Source organism: Vibrio qingdaonensis (genome assembly GCF_026191675.1).
Taxonomy (GTDB): domain Bacteria; phylum Pseudomonadota; class Gammaproteobacteria; order Enterobacterales; family Vibrionaceae; genus Vibrio; species Vibrio qingdaonensis.
In genome coordinates, this window is the sequence record NZ_JAKRRY010000020.1 from 62,014 (window position 1) to 81,220 (window position 19,207).

The 19,207-nt window shown below is 46.2% G+C and carries 13 protein-coding genes; 6 read left to right on the top strand and 7 right to left on the bottom strand.

Annotated elements, in window-relative coordinates; translation table 11 throughout:
• Positions 1–25: 25 nt before the first annotated feature.
• Both mltA and MD535_RS14985 read right to left on the bottom strand, forming a co-directional pair.
• Positions 26–1,141 (bottom strand): murein transglycosylase A, encoded by a 1,116-nt coding sequence (mltA, locus tag MD535_RS14980; protein WP_265675826.1) that lies wholly within the window; start codon positions 1,139–1,141, stop codon positions 26–28.
• A 70-nt stretch (positions 1,142–1,211) separates the two neighbouring features.
• The gene (locus MD535_RS14985; RefSeq protein WP_265675827.1) at positions 1,212–1,637 is read right to left on the bottom strand and encodes a DUF2850 domain-containing protein; all 426 of its coding nucleotides are present in this window, start codon (positions 1,635–1,637) and stop codon (positions 1,212–1,214) included.
• A gap of 210 nt (positions 1,638–1,847) precedes the next feature.
• Here MD535_RS14985 and argA point away from each other — a divergent pair, with 210 nt between their 5' ends.
• On the top strand, positions 1,848–3,185 hold the full coding sequence (argA, locus tag MD535_RS14990; RefSeq protein WP_265675828.1) for an amino-acid N-acetyltransferase: 1,338 nt from the start codon (positions 1,848–1,850) through the stop codon (positions 3,183–3,185).
• Between the two features lie 228 nt (positions 3,186–3,413).
• Positions 3,414–3,593: a hypothetical protein gene (locus MD535_RS14995; protein WP_265675829.1), complete on the top strand. Its 180-nt coding sequence runs from the start codon at positions 3,414–3,416 to the stop codon at positions 3,591–3,593.
• A gap of 116 nt (positions 3,594–3,709) precedes the next feature.
• Here MD535_RS14995 and recD read toward each other — a convergent pair whose 3' ends face one another.
• The 4 genes from recD to MD535_RS15015 all read right to left on the bottom strand — a co-directional run bounded on the left by recD (position 3,710) and on the right by MD535_RS15015 (position 14,390).
• Complete coding sequence (recD, locus tag MD535_RS15000) at positions 3,710–5,950, bottom strand: exodeoxyribonuclease V subunit alpha (RefSeq protein WP_265675830.1); 2,241 nt, start codon at positions 5,948–5,950, stop codon at positions 3,710–3,712.
• Positions 5,950–9,573 carry an exodeoxyribonuclease V subunit beta gene (recB, locus tag MD535_RS15005; protein ID WP_265675831.1) on the bottom strand — a complete coding sequence of 1,208 codons (3,624 nt, stop codon included), beginning with the start codon at positions 9,571–9,573 and terminating at the stop codon, positions 5,950–5,952. Before recB ends, recD begins: the two co-directional genes overlap by 1 nt.
• Before the next feature lie 227 nt (positions 9,574–9,800).
• Complete coding sequence (gene recC / locus MD535_RS15010) at positions 9,801–13,307, bottom strand: exodeoxyribonuclease V subunit gamma (RefSeq protein ID WP_265675832.1); 3,507 nt, start codon at positions 13,305–13,307, stop codon at positions 9,801–9,803.
• A 90-nt stretch (positions 13,308–13,397) separates the two neighbouring features.
• Positions 13,398–14,390 (bottom strand): TDT family transporter, encoded by a 993-nt coding sequence (locus tag MD535_RS15015; protein ID WP_265675833.1) that lies wholly within the window; start codon positions 14,388–14,390, stop codon positions 13,398–13,400.
• Between the two features lie 100 nt (positions 14,391–14,490).
• Between MD535_RS15015 and MD535_RS15020 the strand changes: the two genes are divergently transcribed.
• The 4 genes from MD535_RS15020 (at position 14,491) to dapD (ending at position 17,897) form a co-directional block, all read left to right on the top strand.
• A complete protein-coding gene (locus tag MD535_RS15020; protein WP_265675834.1) occupies positions 14,491–15,384 on the top strand; it encodes a LysR family transcriptional regulator in 894 nt (297 codons plus the stop codon).
• A 179-nt stretch (positions 15,385–15,563) separates the two neighbouring features.
• Positions 15,564–15,854, top strand: a complete 291-nt coding sequence (locus MD535_RS15025; protein WP_265675835.1) for a YebG family protein — start codon at positions 15,564–15,566, stop codon at positions 15,852–15,854.
• 103 nt (positions 15,855–15,957) lie between these two features.
• Complete coding sequence (locus tag MD535_RS15030) at positions 15,958–16,599, top strand: MarC family protein (RefSeq protein ID WP_265675836.1); 642 nt, start codon at positions 15,958–15,960, stop codon at positions 16,597–16,599.
• Positions 16,600–16,865: 266 nt separating this feature from the next.
• Positions 16,866–17,897 (top strand): 2,3,4,5-tetrahydropyridine-2,6-dicarboxylate N-succinyltransferase, encoded by a 1,032-nt coding sequence (dapD, locus tag MD535_RS15035; RefSeq protein WP_265675837.1) that lies wholly within the window; start codon positions 16,866–16,868, stop codon positions 17,895–17,897.
• Between the two features lie 136 nt (positions 17,898–18,033).
• Here the strand turns inward: dapD and rnd are convergent, their stop codons facing one another.
• On the bottom strand, positions 18,034–19,152 hold the full coding sequence (gene rnd / locus MD535_RS15040; RefSeq protein WP_265675838.1) for a ribonuclease D: 1,119 nt from the start codon (positions 19,150–19,152) through the stop codon (positions 18,034–18,036).
• Between the last annotated feature and the right edge of the window lie 55 nt (positions 19,153–19,207).

The following is a 19,207-nucleotide window of genomic DNA, read 5'->3' on the forward strand; positions in this document are numbered from 1 at the left end:
TCAACTGCTGCCCTTTTTCAAACAATTATTTCTTTTTTTCGACTCTTTTTTCTGGGGAGAGCGCCCAAGGGTCTTGCGAAGGTGAGTTCTCTAACCCCAGCTTCCAAACTCGACCGAAGTGCTTATAGTGCCCCGCTTGAGTACCCGCGAAGTCCCCTAGCCCATGATACAAATCAAAGTGATTCCCTTTTACCGCGCCACCGGTATCTAATACGATGAGCAGTCGCAGTTCATGTGCACCGCTCCACGTACCATCAGCGTTAAGCAGTGGCACTTCCGCTAGAATTGGTGTCCCCATAGGGAAGGTACTTCGATCACCAGCCACTGCAGCCATCGCCTGAAGTGGGATGCCGGCGGTACCCGTCACTGGCGCCGCCTTTTGTGGGGCAAAAAAGACATAAGAGGTATTTTCTTCTAGCAAGGCTTGAACGGTTTTTTCGTCCTGCTTCATTACCCAGTCTTTAATCGCTTTGAGTGACATTTTTTCTTTTGGCACTTCGTCACGCTCTATCAGAACGCGACCAATACTGACATAAGCACGGTTGTTTTTCCCAGCATAGGCGAAGTACTCTAAGGTGTCGTCATCACCAAAATGGACAAAGCCACTGCCTTGTACTTCCATAATAAAGGGGTCAATCAGATTATCCGCATAACCAAGCTCTAGACCCTGACCATTCAAAGCGCCCCCATAGATTTCCGCTCGCGTTGGACAATCTTGTTGGCAATCAGGAAGACCATAGACAGGATATTTAAACTTCTCATCCGGGCGATGGCGAAGCTCCATCACCGGCGAGAAATAACCGGTAAATAAAACGTTGCCCTTTTTATCACCACCACCTAGTTGAGCAGCCTGAACGCCATATTCACTTAGCTGTTTAGGGTCACCGCTCTTGATCGCCCACTCTTGCAGCTGTTCATACAGCGGTTGATAGGTTTTCGCCATTGACGGCGAGTTTTTGGTGACCTCAGCCGCCTGCTTTTCAAAACTATTGAAATTTCTTGGTTGATTGGACTCAATCACTTCTGTCTTGTTTAAAAATGATGGGAACTCTTGGTCATGATACTGCTGTGCGCGATCCGTTTGTTGAGCACAACCAAAAACCAGTAAAACTGAAGCCAATGGTAAAATACGTTTTATCAAGATTGTTATCCCTTATTGATGTTGCATTCAGGATGGCAAACTCTTTAAAAAATCGCAATAAAACGTAGGGTCATCGAAGGCTTTTTTTGTGTTTTCCTGACAATTCAAACACGGGATGGTAATGCGCTGGTGATAATTGCTGCAACTGGGTTTTATTTTCATTGAGGACTTGGTACTGATAACGAACGTCACCTGAATAAAAGGTTATCAAATCCCCTTTTAAATCAAAACTTGTCGCCACGACTCTATGGTTGATCGTCACGCCATTTTGGCTAAGTTCAAACCAATCTTTCACGTAAGATGCCGCTTCTTTCTCTACCCACATCCCATAAACCGACGATTTAGGGTTACTATGGCTCTGATAGCGCTGCGCCAAATCCTGATAGAGACTCATCACCGCAACCGTGCCAATGATCGCTAAAAGAATCAGAACTCGTTCAAACCACTTACTGCTTTTTTTAGGTGACGCTGCGCTCACCGCTTGAGACGTTTTCATTGAAATAAATCTAAACCTCTATGATCAATCCAACTGCCTTGCATTATCTACCTCTGTTCCAATCACTGCTACGACAACTCAATACAAACGAGCATTTCACTTAACTGATTTCGCTACCGTTAAAATTCCCCTTGCACAACGATGAATAAAAAGTCATTATTTCCACATAAATAACAGTTAATTTTAAACTGTCAGCAGAAGGTTATCATCGTGAAAATCCGTAGCACCGCCTTAGTAAAAGGATTTAGGCAGTCCACTCCATACGTTAACGCGCACCGCAATAAAACCATGGTGATTACGCTCGGTGGTGAGGCTTTTTCCGACAAAAACTTCAACAATATTATTAGTGACATCGCTTTGCTTCATAGCTTGGGCGTCAAACTCATCCTCGTGCACGGCGCTCGCCCACAAATCAATGAGCTACTTGAACGAAACGACTGTCATTCCCCCTATCACAAAGGTACACGCGTTACCGATGAACGCGGTTTGGGCTACGTCATGCAAGCAACAGGCCGCCTGCAGCTTGATATTACAGCACGCCTTTCCATGAGCCTAAACAATACGCCCATGGCTGGAACGCAGCTCAATGTTGTCAGTGGTAATTTTGTGATCGCTCAACCGCTAGGTGTCGATGACGGCATCGATTTTTGTCACAGTGGTAAAGTTCGCCGTATTGATGTCGATGGTATTAATCGCGTCCTCAATCAAGGTTCTATTGTGTTACTCGGCCCTGTCGCGGGTTCGGTAACTGGTGAAACATTCAACTTACTCTCAGAAGAAGTGGCGACCAAAGTCGCGATAAAATTAAATGCCGATAAATTAATCGGCTTTTGCTCTGAGCAAGGGGTGCTAGATAGTAATGGTAATGCATTGGCGGAATTATTCCCGTCTGAAGTTAACCGCATTATTACCGAACTCGAGGTAAACGAAGCTCGCAACCCGGAAAGTAGCAGTGGCACCCTACGCTTTTTACGCGCATCGAAAGCCGCATGTCACGCAGGCGTTCCGCGTTGCCACCTCATCAGTTATAAGATCGACGGTGCACTGATTCAGGAATTGTTTTCGCTCGATGGTATTGGTACCCAAATCGTTAAAGCCAGCGCAGAACAAGTTCGACAAGCAGAAATTGATGATATCGGCGGCATCTTTGACCTTATTCGACCGTTAGAAGAAGAAGGGGTGCTGGTTCGACGTTCGAGAGAGCAACTTGAGCAAGAAATCCATCAATTTACCATTATTGAAAAGGATGGACTCATTATCGGCTGCGCCGCTCTCTATCCCTATAGTGAAGATAAAATGGCGGAAATGGCGTGCGTCGCCATTCACCCTGATTACCGTGACGGCAATCGTGGGTTGTTATTATTGAACCATATGCGGCAACAATCTAAGTCAAAAGGCATTGAGCAGATTTTTGTCCTCACCACACACAGTTTGCATTGGTTTCGTGAACAAGGTTTCCATGAAATTGGCGTGGAGTCACTGCCTATGTCCAAACAAGATTTTTATAATTTCCAACGTAAATCAAAGATTTTGTCTATGCCAATCTAAATAGTAGCGCTATTAAAACGCCAATAGCGATATGAGTAATATCTGATATAAAACAACAAATGATATATAAAATCGATTGCCATTAATTAATTGCATAAAATATTTTACATCGCTCTCGTTAGTGGCTAAAATTCGATCAAATTACAGGATTTATCGTGATGTAGATCCCATTTATTGGGAGTGCAGGGATAGCTACGTGTGCCACTACTGCCATTGAGAGCAATATCTATGCGTACTGTTATTTGTAATTCTATTCAAAGCTTCTGGGATATGGCTGAAAACCATTTACTTGAAGGTCTAAGCGTTCACTGTGTATTCCCAGCGACTGATAAGATTCAATCGCTTATCGGGCTTTATCAGGAGCAATATAAGATCAATAAAATTACCTTTTCGGAAGTGTTTAATTGACCTTAGTTGCTTTATTTAGAACGCACTACCATGGATGGTAGTTCAGCTTATTCATTATGACTCTTTCCCACTCATGATTACTGCTATCCACGATCACTTTGCTCGCGACTGATCTTTTACACGACCATTATTGGCCGTTCCGATTGTAATCGACTCGCCAGCCCGCTATGCCTGATTGTTTGGCAACGAATGGCTTTCAATATCACTTTCGGCTCCGCTATCAGAGTCAACGTTTTCTTTGCTCGCGTAATACCTGTGTAAATCAACTCTTTAGTTAGTAGAGGCGAAAAGTCGGCTGGCAGAATCATAAAGGTATGCGTAAACTCACTGCCTTGTGACTTATGAATCGTCATGGCATAAGCCGTCTCATGTTCGGGAACACGGCTCGGCAATACCGACTTGATCGAGCCATCAGGAAGCTCAAAAAACACCTTGAGTTTGGCAACCTCTCCGGTGTAATCCATCATACACAAACCAATGTCGCCATTATAAAGCCCTAGGTTATGGTCGTTTCTCGTCACCATAACAGGACGCCCCGCATACCATTGAGCTTCGCCATTGTTGATAATAGCGCGCTGCTTTAGTCGTTGCTCAATTCGCTGATTAAGCCCCACAACACCAAAGTCTCCTTCACGAACAGCACACAGCAATCTATGATTAGAAAAGCTCGCCAGTGCTGATTTTGCCGTCATTCGTTGCCAAATGGCTAACGTCTCTGCGCTCCGGCGCTCCTCTCCATCGGGTTGCGCGGTAATAACCTTTAAATAGGGCTGGTAAGCTTTCACCATACTTTGTAGCAGGTTCTGATAAGCATCGGCGGTTAAATGATGCCATTCGATATCAGCAAACCCTTTATCCCACACTTGCCCAAAGCCACGCGTGTCACTGGCATTGATCGTTTTAGCCAGTTGCCCTATTCCTGATCTCGCATCAAAACGATAGCTTTTTTGCAGCACGCACAAGCCATCCGCTACAATGCTTCTTTGTAGATTTTCTTTGCCTGGAGAATGGCGAATCGCACTACGATGACGGCAATCAAATTGCGTTAACTGCTTGATGGTGTCATTTTGCCCTTGGCTATAACCCTGACTGGCAAACTCACAAATATCCGACAACACTGCCCCCGCCTCAACCGATGCCAATTGGTCTTTATCACCGAGTAGAATAAGCCGAGCGTGCGCAGGTAACGCATCAAGCAAACGGTGCATCATAGGCAAATCCACCATAGAAGCTTCATCCAGCACCAGTACGTCTAAGTGAAGTGGATTTTCACGATGGTGGCGGAACTCAACGCGATTAGGGATTGCCCCCAACAAACGGTGAATCGTACTCGACTCCGTTGGAATTTTAGCGAGTATTTCTGGCTCTATCGCCAAACTATCTAAGGCTTTACCTATCGATTCCGTTAACCTTGCCGCTGCTTTTCCTGTCGGCGCCACCAGCTTAATGATGGGGCTTTGTTGGGAGAGCCCAGCCTGATGAACAAGCGCCGCGAGTAATTTTGTTACCGTGGTCGTTTTACCAGTACCCGGACCACCTGAGATGACGGAAAATCGGCGAGTCAACGCGACTGCTGCGGCCACCTTTTGCCAATTAAGGCAATAAGATAACGGGATTAAGTTATCCAATGCATTAAGATCCGTCGATTGCTTTGCCTGCATTAATTGCTGGTCAACATCCCCCCAGTTGATAAGCTCAGGGGTCACGACATCTAGAAAGTCACACACCAACTGCTGCCGAAGCACTTGGGTATTTTTTTCACTCGGCAATTGCTGTAACGAAGAAAATAAGTAGTGATATTCACGAGCAAACAGCTGGTCAAGCAAATTGGCTAGGCGCGTTGGACTTTCGATAGTAATGGCACTTGCCATCGCATTCATCCGATCGGCGATGGTTTGTTCATATCGATAGTAGCGATGCAAATACAAGCGACCATGTTGCCAAACAAGAGGGGTGGGTGGCATGTCGCTTTGAAGCGTATCGAGCGACGTCGTAATACTCTTTGCATCCCTCACGACTCGTCGCCAATCAACTTGATTTATTAAGCCATCAATTTGCTGTGCGACCTCGCCATAGATGCCAAGTAAACTGGCACTTGGCAATGACTCTGATACCAAAGAGAGCGTTGAACTTTCTGGTGGCATATTCATATCGGATGCGATAGGGGAAAAATTCACGCAAATATGCCCTTGCCCTAAGTTTGCACTTGTCAAAGCAGCAAGCCACATCACTTCTGCTCGATATTCTGATTCTAAAGACGAAACAAACTTAGCAAACTGCAAGTCCAGTGGTCGTAATACCTTTTTCTCTGCGAGAAATGCCACGACTTCAGGTAAGGATTGAAACAGCTGTGACATTATTGTGTCTTCCCTTGTTGCTCAATAAAACGATCGTGATGAATAGTCTCACCGGATATCAGCGCATCGAGTTCTTCTACCAAAGCCTGCGTCGGTTTGCTGTTAAAAATGCCCGACGTCGATCCAGGTTCAATACCACGTAGAAATAGATAGTAGACGCCACCGAAATGCGCCTCATAGTCGTAGTCTTTAATCCGAGTCTTGAGAAAGCGATGCAGCGCCAGCGTATACAGTTGGTATTGCAGATCATAACGGTGATCGATCATCGCATGTTTAAGCTGCGCCTGTTGGTAATGCTCGGGACTGTCACCAAGATAATTGGACTTCCAGTCAAGCACATAGTACTTGCCATCATGTTCAAACACGAGGTCAATGAAACCTTTTAGCATGCCTCTTGCGGTATAAAACCCAAGATCTTGTGCCTGTGCCGACAAATCATCATGACGCTGAATCACTCGGTTGAGTGACATGGCATCCAGCACTTCTATCGGCAATAAAAACTCCATTTCAACCAACTTCTGTGACGCCCCTTTTTCTCGCAATCGTAACGACGCTCCATCAAGCGGAGTGTCGAGCACACGATCGACAAGATCGTGAATAATAGGCAGCCACTGAGGATCGTATTGTTCCTTCTCCAATAACAGGGCAATAACATCACGATTCACTTCGGATCCCGCAGGCTCGGTAAACGTCACTTCTTCAAATACAGTATGAAGAAAAGTACCCGGGCGCGCCCCTTTCGGAAAGTGGTAAATACTTTTTTCTGGTTCTAACAGCGATAGTGTCTCCGCCTCTTGCGAGGAATCAATATCAATACCCGCGGCTTCGATAAATACTTCTCGGTCTGAATGTTGATGTCCTTGCTTAACCAAATTAGAGTAACTGGTCATTCGCCAATGACGGTCGATTTCTGTCTCTAAGGTTTTCACACTAAGATCCGGTAACCTCACTTCGCTTGGTCGATATAGCTCATCGTCAACATCCGGCGGAGACACGACTCTAATCGCTGTTTGTTGCGCGGATAACTGTGCCAATGCCGAACCGAGTTCATTCACTCCAAGCTCTTTGGCTTGCTGAACTAAGTAGCCAATGGCACTGTGATGCACGCCTGTCGGCTCTTTCGTTGAACGGCCATTTCGAAGTGGAGCAATACCGATAAAACAACCATAAACCGCGCGCGTCAATGCCACGTAGATAAGACGCAGATCCTCAGCTAGGCGCTCTTTATCCGCTTGCGCGAGTGCCGACTTTGACTGAGCAAGATCAATCACCGGTGATTGCAAAGCTTCATCGTAATACTTTGCTTCTGACGCTTCTCTATAGCTGGTGACAAAAGGCAGATAGACTAAATCGTACTCCAAGCCTTTTGATTTATGGATGGTGATAATTTGCACCAAATTTCTTTCTGACTCTAAACGTTGAATATGCTCATCGCTACCACCTAACCCTTGCGCAGCGTCTTCAATAGACTGCCCTAACCAGCGCAGCAACGCACTGTCACTTTCTAAATCTTGCCTTTCATTTTGCAATAACTCGCCAAGGTGAAGATAGTCAGTCAATAAACGTTCGCCCCCCGCTTGGGTCAGCAGTCGGCTGGCAATCTCACGTTTAAATAGCACGGCCCGCAACATAGGGAGTACGCCACGGGTTTGCCACAAATGACGATACTCTTGAAACTCGGCCGTCACTTTTTCCCACACGGTTTCTTCGTTATTCAAGTCATCTAAATAGGTCGCCGATAAAGCAAAAAGCTCACTGGCTAACGCCGCTTTTAGTGCTCGCTCCTCCCCTAAAGACCACACGGCTTGCAGCAATCTCAACATATCCAGGGCAACACCACTGGCAAACACACTGTCACGGTTAGACAGGTAAACACTGGCAATGCCACGCTCCGCTAACGCTTGCTTGATCAACTGACCTTCGCTACCCGTTCTGACTAACACGGCAATATTGCCTGCTTTTATCGGCGTCTGCTTGTCGCCGTTGATTAAAATGGACTCATGGCTTTGCGCCCCTGTGAGCACCGTTTTGATATGCTGCGCAGTCGACGCAGCCATCGCCGTAACATACTCACCTTTAGGTAACGGTTTTTCTGCTTCTTGTAACCAAAACTCGACCGCGGTTTGTTTTTCACCATTAAGGCACCAGTGACGCAAATGCGCCTTCGGGTTAGCTTGGACAGCAAAAAACGGTATATCATCATCATAAACAAATGGAGAAACCGCCTGTTCAAATAGGCTATTCACACCCTGAACCATGCTTTCACTTGAACGCCAGTTGGTGCCTAACGTGTAATGATCGGTCACTTGGTTTCTTGCTTTGATATACGTAAAAATATCCGCGCCACGGAATCCGTAAATCGCCTGTTTGGGATCGCCAATCATGAACCAACCACATTGAGGATGCTGCAAATAGACCCGACTAAAAATATGATACTGAAGCGGATCGGTATCTTGGAATTCATCAATCATCGCCACAGGAAACTGCTGGCGTATTTTTTCCGCCAGTCCATCGCCGGACTCAAATTCCAATGCGGCGGACAAGTGCGTCAACAAATCATCAAATGATAACCATTGTTTACGCTCTTTCGCGTCAATAAGGCGCTGTCGGCAACTCTTGATAGCCAGAGCAAGCAAGGGGGTCTTTAACTCTGGTGGTGAGGTAAGGAGTGTTTCTATTGCTTGGAAAATCTCATGAACCGGAGGCTCGCCCTTTGGGGTTTTTTCATTCAACACCGTTTGCGAGAACTTCTCTAGAGAGTCCGGCAAGTAATAATCTTTGGTCTCTAATTTAGACCACTCTGTTATTGCCGCCACCCATGTTGGCAATGATTTTTTGGTATAACTACGCTTGTTGACATCCGATGCACTAATACACGGCACAATATCATCCGCGACGGCCAGCCATTGCGATTTAAGCGTTTGGATTGCGCCTAGGTTTTGTTGATGCAATGCATTGAGATCGGCGGCGCTCGCGTGGCGAGTAAATGACACATTCGGCCCAGTCATATAGCGTGAAATATCACTAAGCAGTGCGCTAGGTGTCGACCATAATTTACGAACTTCATTGGCTAGGTCTAATCCCAATGGATAAAACTGACTGCGCCAGAAATCCGCCACCACTTGTGCTTTGAGGCGACTCTCATCAGTAATGAATTCGTTATTAAAGCGCGCGCCCGACTCAAAGGCATTTTGCGTTAGCATTCGCTGACAAAAGCCATGAATGGTATACACCGCTGCTTCATCCATCTGCCTTTCGGCTTGCAGTAAGGTCGCGACCGCAAAACGATGATCGTCAATATCCGTCAATAACGGCGCAATCACAGGGTCATCACTACTGCCACGTGCAAAGGCGATTCTTGCTTGGTGAATTCTGGCGCGTATCCGATCACGTAATTCTGCTGTGGCGGCTTCAGTAAAGGTCACTACCAATATTTGGTCAACCGTCAATGGCTGCTGATGACGAGAGCTTTCATCCCCATGCCCAAGTAACAAGCGCAAATAAAGACCAGCAATAGTGAAGGTCTTTCCTGTACCCGCGGAGGCTTCGATAAGCCTTGCCCCGTGTAAGGGAAAGCTCATGGTATTGAGCGCAATTGGCGTCTGAATGTTCTTGTCTGACATGGCGTATAAACTCAACTTTGTGACCTAGTACTTAAATTTTAATAAAAACAACAAGCTATCGAATGTGACTATCAATACCTGAGACCCTATTCACGGAACCATTGCGAGATAATCATTACTATTTACTTAACGAATTACGGTCCCTCTGACCCTGTGGCCGACCAGCAACCCTACATATAATCTAATAATGCTGGCGGTCACCACTCCTTTCATTAACATCACTTCTTTCAGGAACTCTTAGGTTGAGCCTGTGAGTAATAATCTTCGACCGTTTGGCTTAAGGTTCTTGGTGCTTGTAGTACTTGCGCGGCAATCCGCTTACTCTCTTGCGCCATCGACTCTTCCCATTGCGGCCAAACCCGAGAAATATAGGCATTGCCCCCCTCTCCCGTGACCATGTAGCCGCCAACAAACTTAGCTTCCATTTTACTGAGCATTTTTTCATCATCTGGCTTCCAAGCACCGCGACTATAATTGGCTTCAATGCCGGCCATCGCCGTTTCAGGGAAATACGCCAATGGTTGGTCAAGACCTTGTACATAAAGCGACAGCAGCTCTTTTAGATAGCTCATCGCCGCATCAGAATCTAATGCTGGCAACACGCGATGCACGACCCCTTCTTTTTTGTCATAAGCGAGCATATGAGTCACCTTCCCTTTGCCAATAGCGGCTAGGAGTAGATGGTCAATCCAAGCACTCAAATAATCACTCGCGCGGAGCCTGCCGCTTCGGTAACGAACCAATCCCGCGGAAAACTGTCCGGTTATCCAGCCTTGCAAGCGGATTCGATGCTTATCAAGTTCAATCAGCTGATTGACTTCTGTGTCTTCTACCGCTGAACTCGTGAGTGCTACCACGGCTTGCGCCAGCTCTTGAGTTTGCCCCATGTTTCCGGCTAATTCCAAATCACCAAAATGACGAACTGGCAAGAAGCCTTGTGCTTTTTGCTGTTGCTGAAAAGCCTGTGTCTCCGCATCAGACAGCTGACCGCCATTTTTCACCAGCGCATGTAAGAGCTCATTACGCAGGCCAAAACTCTCGAGTCCGTTAAGTGAGAAAGGTTCATCTTCTTCCACCATAAAATGCTGCTGATCAAACGACACTTGTAAGCGACGATTGAAAAGATATTGCACAGGCAAACGCCAGAAACGATGGAACTCGGCAAGATCCAGTTCAATCACCTCATCGCTCGTTCGAAGTATCGGCGGTAAAACAAAATGACTCGCAACCGCCCCCACCGCTTGCTCTTGGGCGCTCTGTTGCGCCGTGGGTAACCATTCTGCGGCATAACTTTGTTTGGCACGACTAGCATCAAAATGTGAGGGACTAAATGGCACCATTGGGTATTCTTGAGTTAACTGCTCGATGAGGCGGAGACCTGAGTCATCAACACTCAAGGCTTCATCATCAGGCAGTCGATAGTTTTGCTGACAATACTCCATCAGTTCAGACACTAATACCGAAGGCACACGCTCGGTATTGTCTTGAATCGACCGTCCTACGTAACTGATGTACAGCGATTGCTGCGCAGACAGTAACGCTTCCAAAAATAGATATCGGTCGTCATCTCTTCGCGATCGGTCACCAGCGCGCGTTCGTCCCGTCATTAAATCGAAGCTCTCTGGCGGGACACTTCGTGGATATACACCATCATTCATACCAAGCAAGCACACCACGTTAAACGGAATAGAACGCATAGGCATTAAGGTACAAAAATTGACTTGTCCGGCTAAAAAGCGCTGACTAACGCGTGAGCCAGATAATTTATTCGTAAAGTACTGACGCACAATCTTTGGTGAGAGCTTTTCGTCAAAACAGGCGTCTTGTAACTGCTCCTGAAGACCAGAAATTGTGTCTCGTATCGACTTTATGACCACTTCGCCTTCGAGTTCGACTTTAAAGAAGTCGTCAACCAGCTGATTAATAACACTGCGCCATTGCTCAATGCTCACCGCCGTGCTGAGGCGCTGACGGTAATTCGCAACAGTATCAATAAACAGTGCTAGCTTGCCTGCTGTTTCGGCGCGCATGCCTTGCGTTTGCTCATACGGGGCAATCACCGTGTCATCAATGGTCAATAGCCCAGATTCTTCACCAACCGCGTAACCGGCCAGCATTCTTGAAATGCCAAACATCCAAGAATTTTGTCCAAACTCAGGCAGTTCAAATTCCCTGGCAGTATGCTCGTCCACTCCCCAGCGCACTTGGGCTTCATCCACCCAGAGTTTGATCATCGCATACTCTTGCTCGTCCAAATCAAAGCGAGCCAATATGGCAGGGACATCAAGAAGCTCGAGTAACTCACTGGAGGTACAACGTAATTCGGGAAGGGCAAGCAGCTGATTAAAGGCATTCAGTAGCGGGCTTTCTTTATCCGCCGTGCGGTCAGATATGGAGAAAGGGATATAACGATCACCCGCAGCGTTACCAAACACGGCTTGAATCGCAGGGCTATAAGCATTGATGTCTGCCACCATGACAATAATGTCTCTTGGCTTTAATTGCGGATCGTTATCAAACATCGACAGAAGATTATCGTACAGCGCTTCGACCTCACGCATGGCGCTATGGCAGACGTGCAAGGTGAGTGAACGATCGTTGGCGCTCACTTCGGGCTTATGGTCTGAATGCAGAATAACCGCATCATCTTGGTGCTCTTCAAGACTCAAGATATCGGCTTGAATGTGATGCAGTAACGAGTTTCGGTCGACGTCGACAAACGCATCTATCTCATTAGATTCAAGTTGCGAGAGCAGATACAAATTATCTCGCCCCAGCTTTCCCATCGACGCTAATAAACTGTTGCCAATATCAGTGACGTGAAGCTCATCATCAAGATTGTCGTCAATACTCCCTTTCAACAGCAAGGTTTGCTCACAATCCGATACATCTGCGACGTCATCTACCGTTTGCAAATGTTTGCGCTTATTTGCAGCCAAACGTGCAAGATATTTACGGTCTCGCACATCGCCCCAGTAAAAACGACAAGGGTTGGTAAACATCATATGGACATCAATATGCTGCCCCAGCGCCTTAAGTGCGTCTAAGTAACGAGGGGGTAGCGATGAAATACCAAACACAAACAAACGCTTTGGTAAACCCGCTAACCGGGCGTCTACTTTCGTATCACCATGACTCTGAGCGAGCGCATCAATAAAATGCTCATACAAATTCGCTCGATGATAAGGCGACTGACCTAGTGCGATCGTATGATCATATAAAGACTGCCAAAGCTTCGCCTGCCAAGGCTGCTCATCTTCCAACTCAGCGACGGTGAGCCCGGCTTCCCAAGCCGCTATCCACTCTGGTCGATACACTAAATAGCCATCATAAATATCGGCAATTTTCTCTGCTAACTGATAGCGCTTAGACGCGTCATCGTCACCTTCTAGATATTGTGCAAGAGGCGCAAAATCTTCATCGTGAAGATGGCTTGGCAACAGATGCATGATTTTCCACGTCATCGCCTCCTTGTTGAAGGCACTTCTTGACGGGACATCATCAAGCACTTGGGTAAAGCGCTCCCATATAAAGGTCGCTGGAAGAGGAAAATCGGTGTTCGCCGCTATGCCAAATTCTTGTGCCATGGCGATTTTCAGCCACTGCGACATGCCTGGACTCTGTACAAGAATTTGTTCTTTTTCAAAGGGGTTATCGAGTGGATCGATTTTAATGAGCTGTACTAATAGGGATTTAAGTACATCGATTTGATTTGAGTGATAAACGGTGAACACGTTACCGCGCCTTTAGCAAGTAATCCTCTCTCAAGATTATCACATTACCGCGCGATAACGCAGAATTACCCAGCGATAAAGCACGTAAGCTTATCGAGATACTGCATTATTTGATGACGTCAGCATTTTTACTGGGCGATAAGCAAACAGGTAGCGAATCGCCACATAGCTCACCACTGCTGTGGCAATAATTAACTCGATATTGGCAAGCATGATCACTTGATCCACCGCATTTTGTGGCACATGAACATTCGTCATCCACGCCGCCAATTTAAACAACGCCGTTGCCCCAATCACCAACGGGAACGTAAACGCGGCATAACCAGGGCTAAATGGAAGACGAAGCAGTTTAATAAACGCTAAGTAAATCACCATTGTCATCAGTACCGCAATACCAAACAACATTGCCACCAATACTGGAGAAGGATCCGCGACCACGGTTAAATATCCTGCTAGAGAAAGACTTGCTGGCGCCGCCAATATCGCTAGGGTTGGTTTTGCCGCATCCGGCACTTCCGCTGCGAAAATTAAGCGGTACACCATGCAAGGTAACATCACCGCATAAACGGCAATCCCAAAGTACAGAGCGGCATTCGCGATGGGTGCTAGCGCTGCGGTACCAGAAAACGCGACATCCGCTACCACAATACCTATTGGTGGAACAAACCAACTTGGCACCATATGATGCAGCTCAAAATCGCGACAGCGATGATAAGTAAAGCTAGCTAGGAACACGACATGCAGTACCACCGCGGCTAACCAAATACTGTCACCGAGCACAGGAAAAAACTGCCCAATTGAGTTCGATACCACCATGGTTGCCATCGCAAATGTCGGCACAACACTTCCCACGACCGGGTGAGCAAGATCCTGCCCCAATAAGTGACTATGGAACAAGAACTTATAGGCCAATATCACTAACAGCACACTCGCCACCGCTGCGCTTGACCACTGCGCAACGTGATGAAACTCTCCTGCGTTTTCCCAACACCATCCAAGGCTCGCAATCCCTAACGCCAAACCAGCCATCGGGGTTGGTGCGCTTTTCATTTTATGATGAACTCGTTTTGCTGTCGCAATCATAACAATGCCTTGTCTGCTGTATTAAGTTGCGCTAATGATAATTCTAGTTTACGTTTAGGTACATCTAATTATTTTCAACTAGCGTTCAAAAAAACAGAACATGAATACTCATATTTCACTCAAGCAGCTCAAAGTCTTTGTTGCTGTGACGCAGCACCAAACGCTAACCTCAGCTTCCGATACGCTGTTTCTTTCCAAGGCTGCCGTGAGTATGTCATTGAGCGAGTTAGAAAAACAAATTGGTCACGCTCTTTTTGATCGCGTTAACAACCGTTTAGTAATCAACCAAGAAGGACAAAAACTTCTGCCACTTGCCGACGAATTACTAAGCCGAGCCAAAGACATTGAGTCCTTATTTTCAGATGAACAAAGTTTTCGAGGTCAGCTGCGTATCGGCGCAAGTGACACTATCGGTAATCAAGTCGCGCCGTATTTACTCAGCGAATACCGTCAAAGTCACCAGCACAAGGCGCAACAACTGTTTATCTCCAACAGTGCACTTATCTGTGAAAAACTGATTGATTATGAACTTGATATTGGCTTGATCGAAGGTAAAACGCTTCATCCTGAGTTAGAAAGTACCCCTTTTAGCGAAGATGAGATGTGCATTGTCGCCAGTGTTGACCACCCATTGGCGGGCGATGAGGTGATCGATCTTTCATTACTAGAAAATAGTGAATGGATCCTCAGAGAGCCAGGATCTGGCACCCGTGAATTTTTCTTACGGGCCGTCGCCCCTCGTATTGAAGTATGGCACGAAGCATTTGAGCTCAACACAACGGAAGCCATTTTAAACTGTGTCTCTTCTGGCTTAGGACTGGCGTGCATCTCTAGACTTGCCGCTCATACCGCTATCCGTGATGGTCGTATCCGTGAAATACCGGTTTCACTCGATATGAAACGACGCTTTTGGCTACTCTTCCACAAAGAGAAATACCAAAGCCCGTTGTTGCGCTCTTTTATCTCTTTTTGCCAACAATGGCAGCGCAGCTAAATCTGCTGCCAAAACCGATAACGACACAGGATCAGTAAGTCGTGCCAATACCAGAGCGCAGCGAGTAGGAAATAGGCAATCAGCTCTCAGTTTTGCTGCGCTGACTGGACAAGCATTTTAAACCTATGTATAAACAGCCAGTATTGTCGATAAAAATTTAACTTGTTAGAGGATTAACCATGGCTGTAATCGTCAAGTACGTGGTGGAACGCAACGGAGAAGAAAAGATGACTTTTACCTCTAAAGCTGAAGCTGACGCTTATGACAAAATGTTAGATACTGCTGATGAACTATTTACACTGCTTAGTGAAAGCAAGCTCATTGAAAACGAAGAGAAGCAGGAAGAACTTTCCTTATTCTTAGCGCAACATAAAGAAGAAGTCCTTTATGCACTGGGTGCTAAGCGTAAACCAACGCCAAAGAAACCAAAAGCGGTTGAGCCTGTCGAAGCTCAAGACGACGCGGCATAATAACGCCTACCAACCAGTTTAACGTATCGTACTTTAAGCTGGTTATTTTCCCCGCTACGTATATGCTTGTTCTATCAACGCTTAATCTTGAGAGCGAGCAGACGTGAAAGATCTCATCATTCATATCATTACAGTCTTTATGGGCTTTTTTGCCATAATGAACCCGATTGCTAATACACCGATTTTTCTAGGCTTAACTGGAGATGAAGATCGAGCAACCACCAAGCTGATTGCATTTCGAGCGGTCACTATCGCCTTTGTCCTTATTTCCATTTTTGCTATATCAGGCAAACTCATTTTTGAATTATTCGGTATTACGTTATACGCCTTAAGAATTACCGGCGGCATACTTGTGTTCTTCATTGGCTTCAATATGCTTCAAGGTTCGAACACTCATAAATCAGAGAAATCAGTGCTTAATTCAGCAGCACAACAAAATGCTTCTCTCGGAATCGCCGTGTCCCCCCTTGCGATGCCGATCCTTGCGGGACCGGGAACTATCGCAACCGCTATGAACTTCGCTGCAGCCGGAGGGCTAATGCAAGTTATTGTGACTATTATTAGCTTTGCTATTTTATGTACTATCACCTATTTCTTGTTCATTTCTGGCGAACGCATGGTCAAAGCCCTAGGTCCTAGTATTCTTTCAGTGATTAGCAAAATGATGGGATTGATTCTCGCTGTTATTGGGATGCAGATGCTAATCGAAGGAATTCATCAAGCAATAACGATTCTAAGCCATTAAACGTCGTACTATCGTCCCCTCAGGATCTATTGACAGCGGAAGCCTACTACTGTTTCTTTTTGGCGAAAAGTGTCTCCATAAAGACAACCGATATCTTTTTACAGACTTTAGCCCTATTTGCTCTTTCATCTGCCGTTGCCACTCTTTAATATAAAACCAACAACTTAAGATAAAACCAACAACTTAAGATAAAACCATCAACAGAATCTAAACCTTTGCTGCACTAGCATCGGTTTATGGACAATTCAAAATGGAGAACGATAGTCATGGCAGCATTTTCACTCGCCTTCGGTACCGCCACTAAAAACCGCGATGGAAAAATCATCGAAGCCTTTTTTCCACATCCGCGACTCAATCCAAGTGATGCGACAATCGCCGCGATTGCAGAAGTGTCTGGTTACACTCAAGGCAACCAAGCTATCGAGATCAGCCCAGAGCAAAGCGCACAACTGGCGACGGCGTTTGCTAATAATGACGACGCGCAAAATGCCGTGTTCGCTGAAAAAGCATCACAGTCACAACAACCACTTGTACTTGTAGTGCTTGCAAGCGACGAAAAGCCGCAGTCTGTTGCGGAAGGCTTTTTGAAACTACAACTGATTTCAAACCGCCTAGTACAACCACACGGTACCGTACTTGATGGCATCTTTGGCCTACTGCATAACATCGCTTGGACAAACCAAGGTCCAATCGATCTTCCAGAGCTAGCAGACCGTCAAATTGAAGCACGCCTTGCGGGACAAGCCCTAACCGTCGACTGCGTTGATAAATTCCCTAAAATGGTCGATTACGTGGTACCAACCGGTATTCGTATCGCTGATACTTCACGTGTTCGCTTGGGCGCACATGTGGGTGAAGGTACCACCGTTATGCATGAAGGTTTCATCAACTTCAATGCAGGTACGACAGGTGTGAGCATGGTTGAAGGTCGTATTTCTGCAGGTGTTGTGGTTGGAAACGGTTCTGATATTGGTGGTGGCGCTTCTATTATGGGCACACTATCTGGCGGCGGTACGGTGGTGGTCTCTATCGGCGAAAACTCACTGCTAGGCGCAAACGCAGGTCTTGGTTTCCCACTAGGCGATCGCTGTACGGTTGAGTCTGGTCTGTATGTCACAGCGGGTTCTAAGGTTCGTATGCTGGATTCTACAGGTCAAGAAGTTGAAATCGCCAAAGCGCGTGACCTAGCAGGTAAGTCTGACTTACTGTTCCGTCGCAACTCAGTGACAGGTCAAATTGAGTGCCTCACTAATAAAAGTGCGGTAGAGCTTAACAGTGAATTGCACAGCAATAACTAATACTTTTCGGGTCACGCCCCCAATTGCCTCCAACTCTGAACGAGTGAATACCTAGCACATTGCGGGATGCGCATAAAAAAAACCGAGTGATTATTCACTCGGTTTTTTCTATCTAAAGCGGTTTAAAAGCATTCGTTTAGTTCATTCGCTTTTCTAAATGTCGGCCTAACACGTCCATTCTCCACCCCTGCATGACATCAGGCAGCTGCGCTGGATCGCGGTCTTTGTTCCATATCCACGATAAGAACTGATTCAACTGCTTTTTCGATGCTAAAAACTCAGTTGCAAGCCCTGTTTGCTGAGAGGCCACTTTTACTTCATCTTTTAACAGTTTAAAGATCTGCTTATAGCCAGGATAATCCATCAAACGCTCAATTTTATCAGGGTACTCGTCCGCTGATAACTGCTTGGCTGATTTCACGATAGAGGCAATTTTGTCGGCATGTCGACGGATAGAGCGAGGATCTAGTCCTTCTTCTTCCATTGCTTTCGGTTGAGTCAATCCAAAGCGCGCGATGGTCCAAAGATCTTGCTCTTTGACCACAAAATTAAGTGCTAAGTCACGACGAATCGCTTCTTTAAGTCGCCATGTTGCGAGTGGCTTAAGCGCGGCTAACTGCTTAGGGCTAAGCTGCCATGCGCCTTTAATATCCAAATAGGCTCGCTCTGCATTAGGGGTTTTACCACGCTTTTGTGTCATCAATTCAGACTCTTGCAGCGCGGCGTTCCACCAGCCTTTCTGTTCCACTTTTTCGCTTAGCTGTTGATACAAAGGCCATAAATAGAAAACATCCGCAGCAGCGTAATCAAGTTGCTTTTGAGTCAGTGGTCGAGCAACCCAATCGGCTCTAGATTCACTCTTATCCAGCTGGACATCAATATACTCATCCACTAACGCGGCAAAGCCTGTTGATAACCCATAGCCGAGGAAGGCCGCCATAATTTGCGTATCTACCATTGGAAATGGCATACAACCAAAGCTATTGGCAAACACTTCTAAATCTTCACCACACGCATGCAACACCTTAAGAACAGAGGCATCTTGCAATAAAGCAATAAAAGGGGAGAAGTCGCTTATCGTCAGAGGATCAATCAGGGAAAGCTGATGACCATCATAAAGCTGAATTAAACCCAGTTTTGGGTAGTAAGTTCGGATACGAACAAACTCCGTATCCAACATCACCACATCGGATTCACGAGCTTTTGTGCATACCGATTCTAACTCGGCAAATTCTGTAATTATCTGATATTCCACGACGACTCTCTTAAAAAAAACAATGCCAGCATTGAGAGCTGGCATTTTAACATCG

What these genes read in the sequence shown, in the direction of transcription:
- MD535_RS15025 (WP_265675835.1), top strand. Translation starts at nt 15,564, where the DNA reads ATGGCTGTAATCGTCAAGTACGTGGTGGAACGCAACGGAGAAGAAAAG.
- MD535_RS14985 (WP_265675827.1), bottom strand. Translation starts at nt 1,637, where the DNA reads ATGAAAACGTCTCAAGCGGTGAGCGCAGCGTCACCTAAAAAAAGCAGT.
- MD535_RS14995 (WP_265675829.1), top strand. Translation starts at nt 3,414, where the DNA reads ATGCGTACTGTTATTTGTAATTCTATTCAAAGCTTCTGGGATATGGCT.
- dapD (WP_265675837.1), top strand. Translation starts at nt 16,866, where the DNA reads ATGGCAGCATTTTCACTCGCCTTCGGTACCGCCACTAAAAACCGCGAT.
- recB (WP_265675831.1), bottom strand. Translation starts at nt 9,573, where the DNA reads ATGTCAGACAAGAACATTCAGACGCCAATTGCGCTCAATACCATGAGC.
- MD535_RS15020 (WP_265675834.1), top strand. Translation starts at nt 14,491, where the DNA reads ATGAATACTCATATTTCACTCAAGCAGCTCAAAGTCTTTGTTGCTGTG.
- MD535_RS15015 (WP_265675833.1), bottom strand. Translation starts at nt 14,390, where the DNA reads ATGATTGCGACAGCAAAACGAGTTCATCATAAAATGAAAAGCGCACCA.
- recD (WP_265675830.1), bottom strand. Translation starts at nt 5,950, where the DNA reads ATGTCACAGCTGTTTCAATCCTTACCTGAAGTCGTGGCATTTCTCGCA.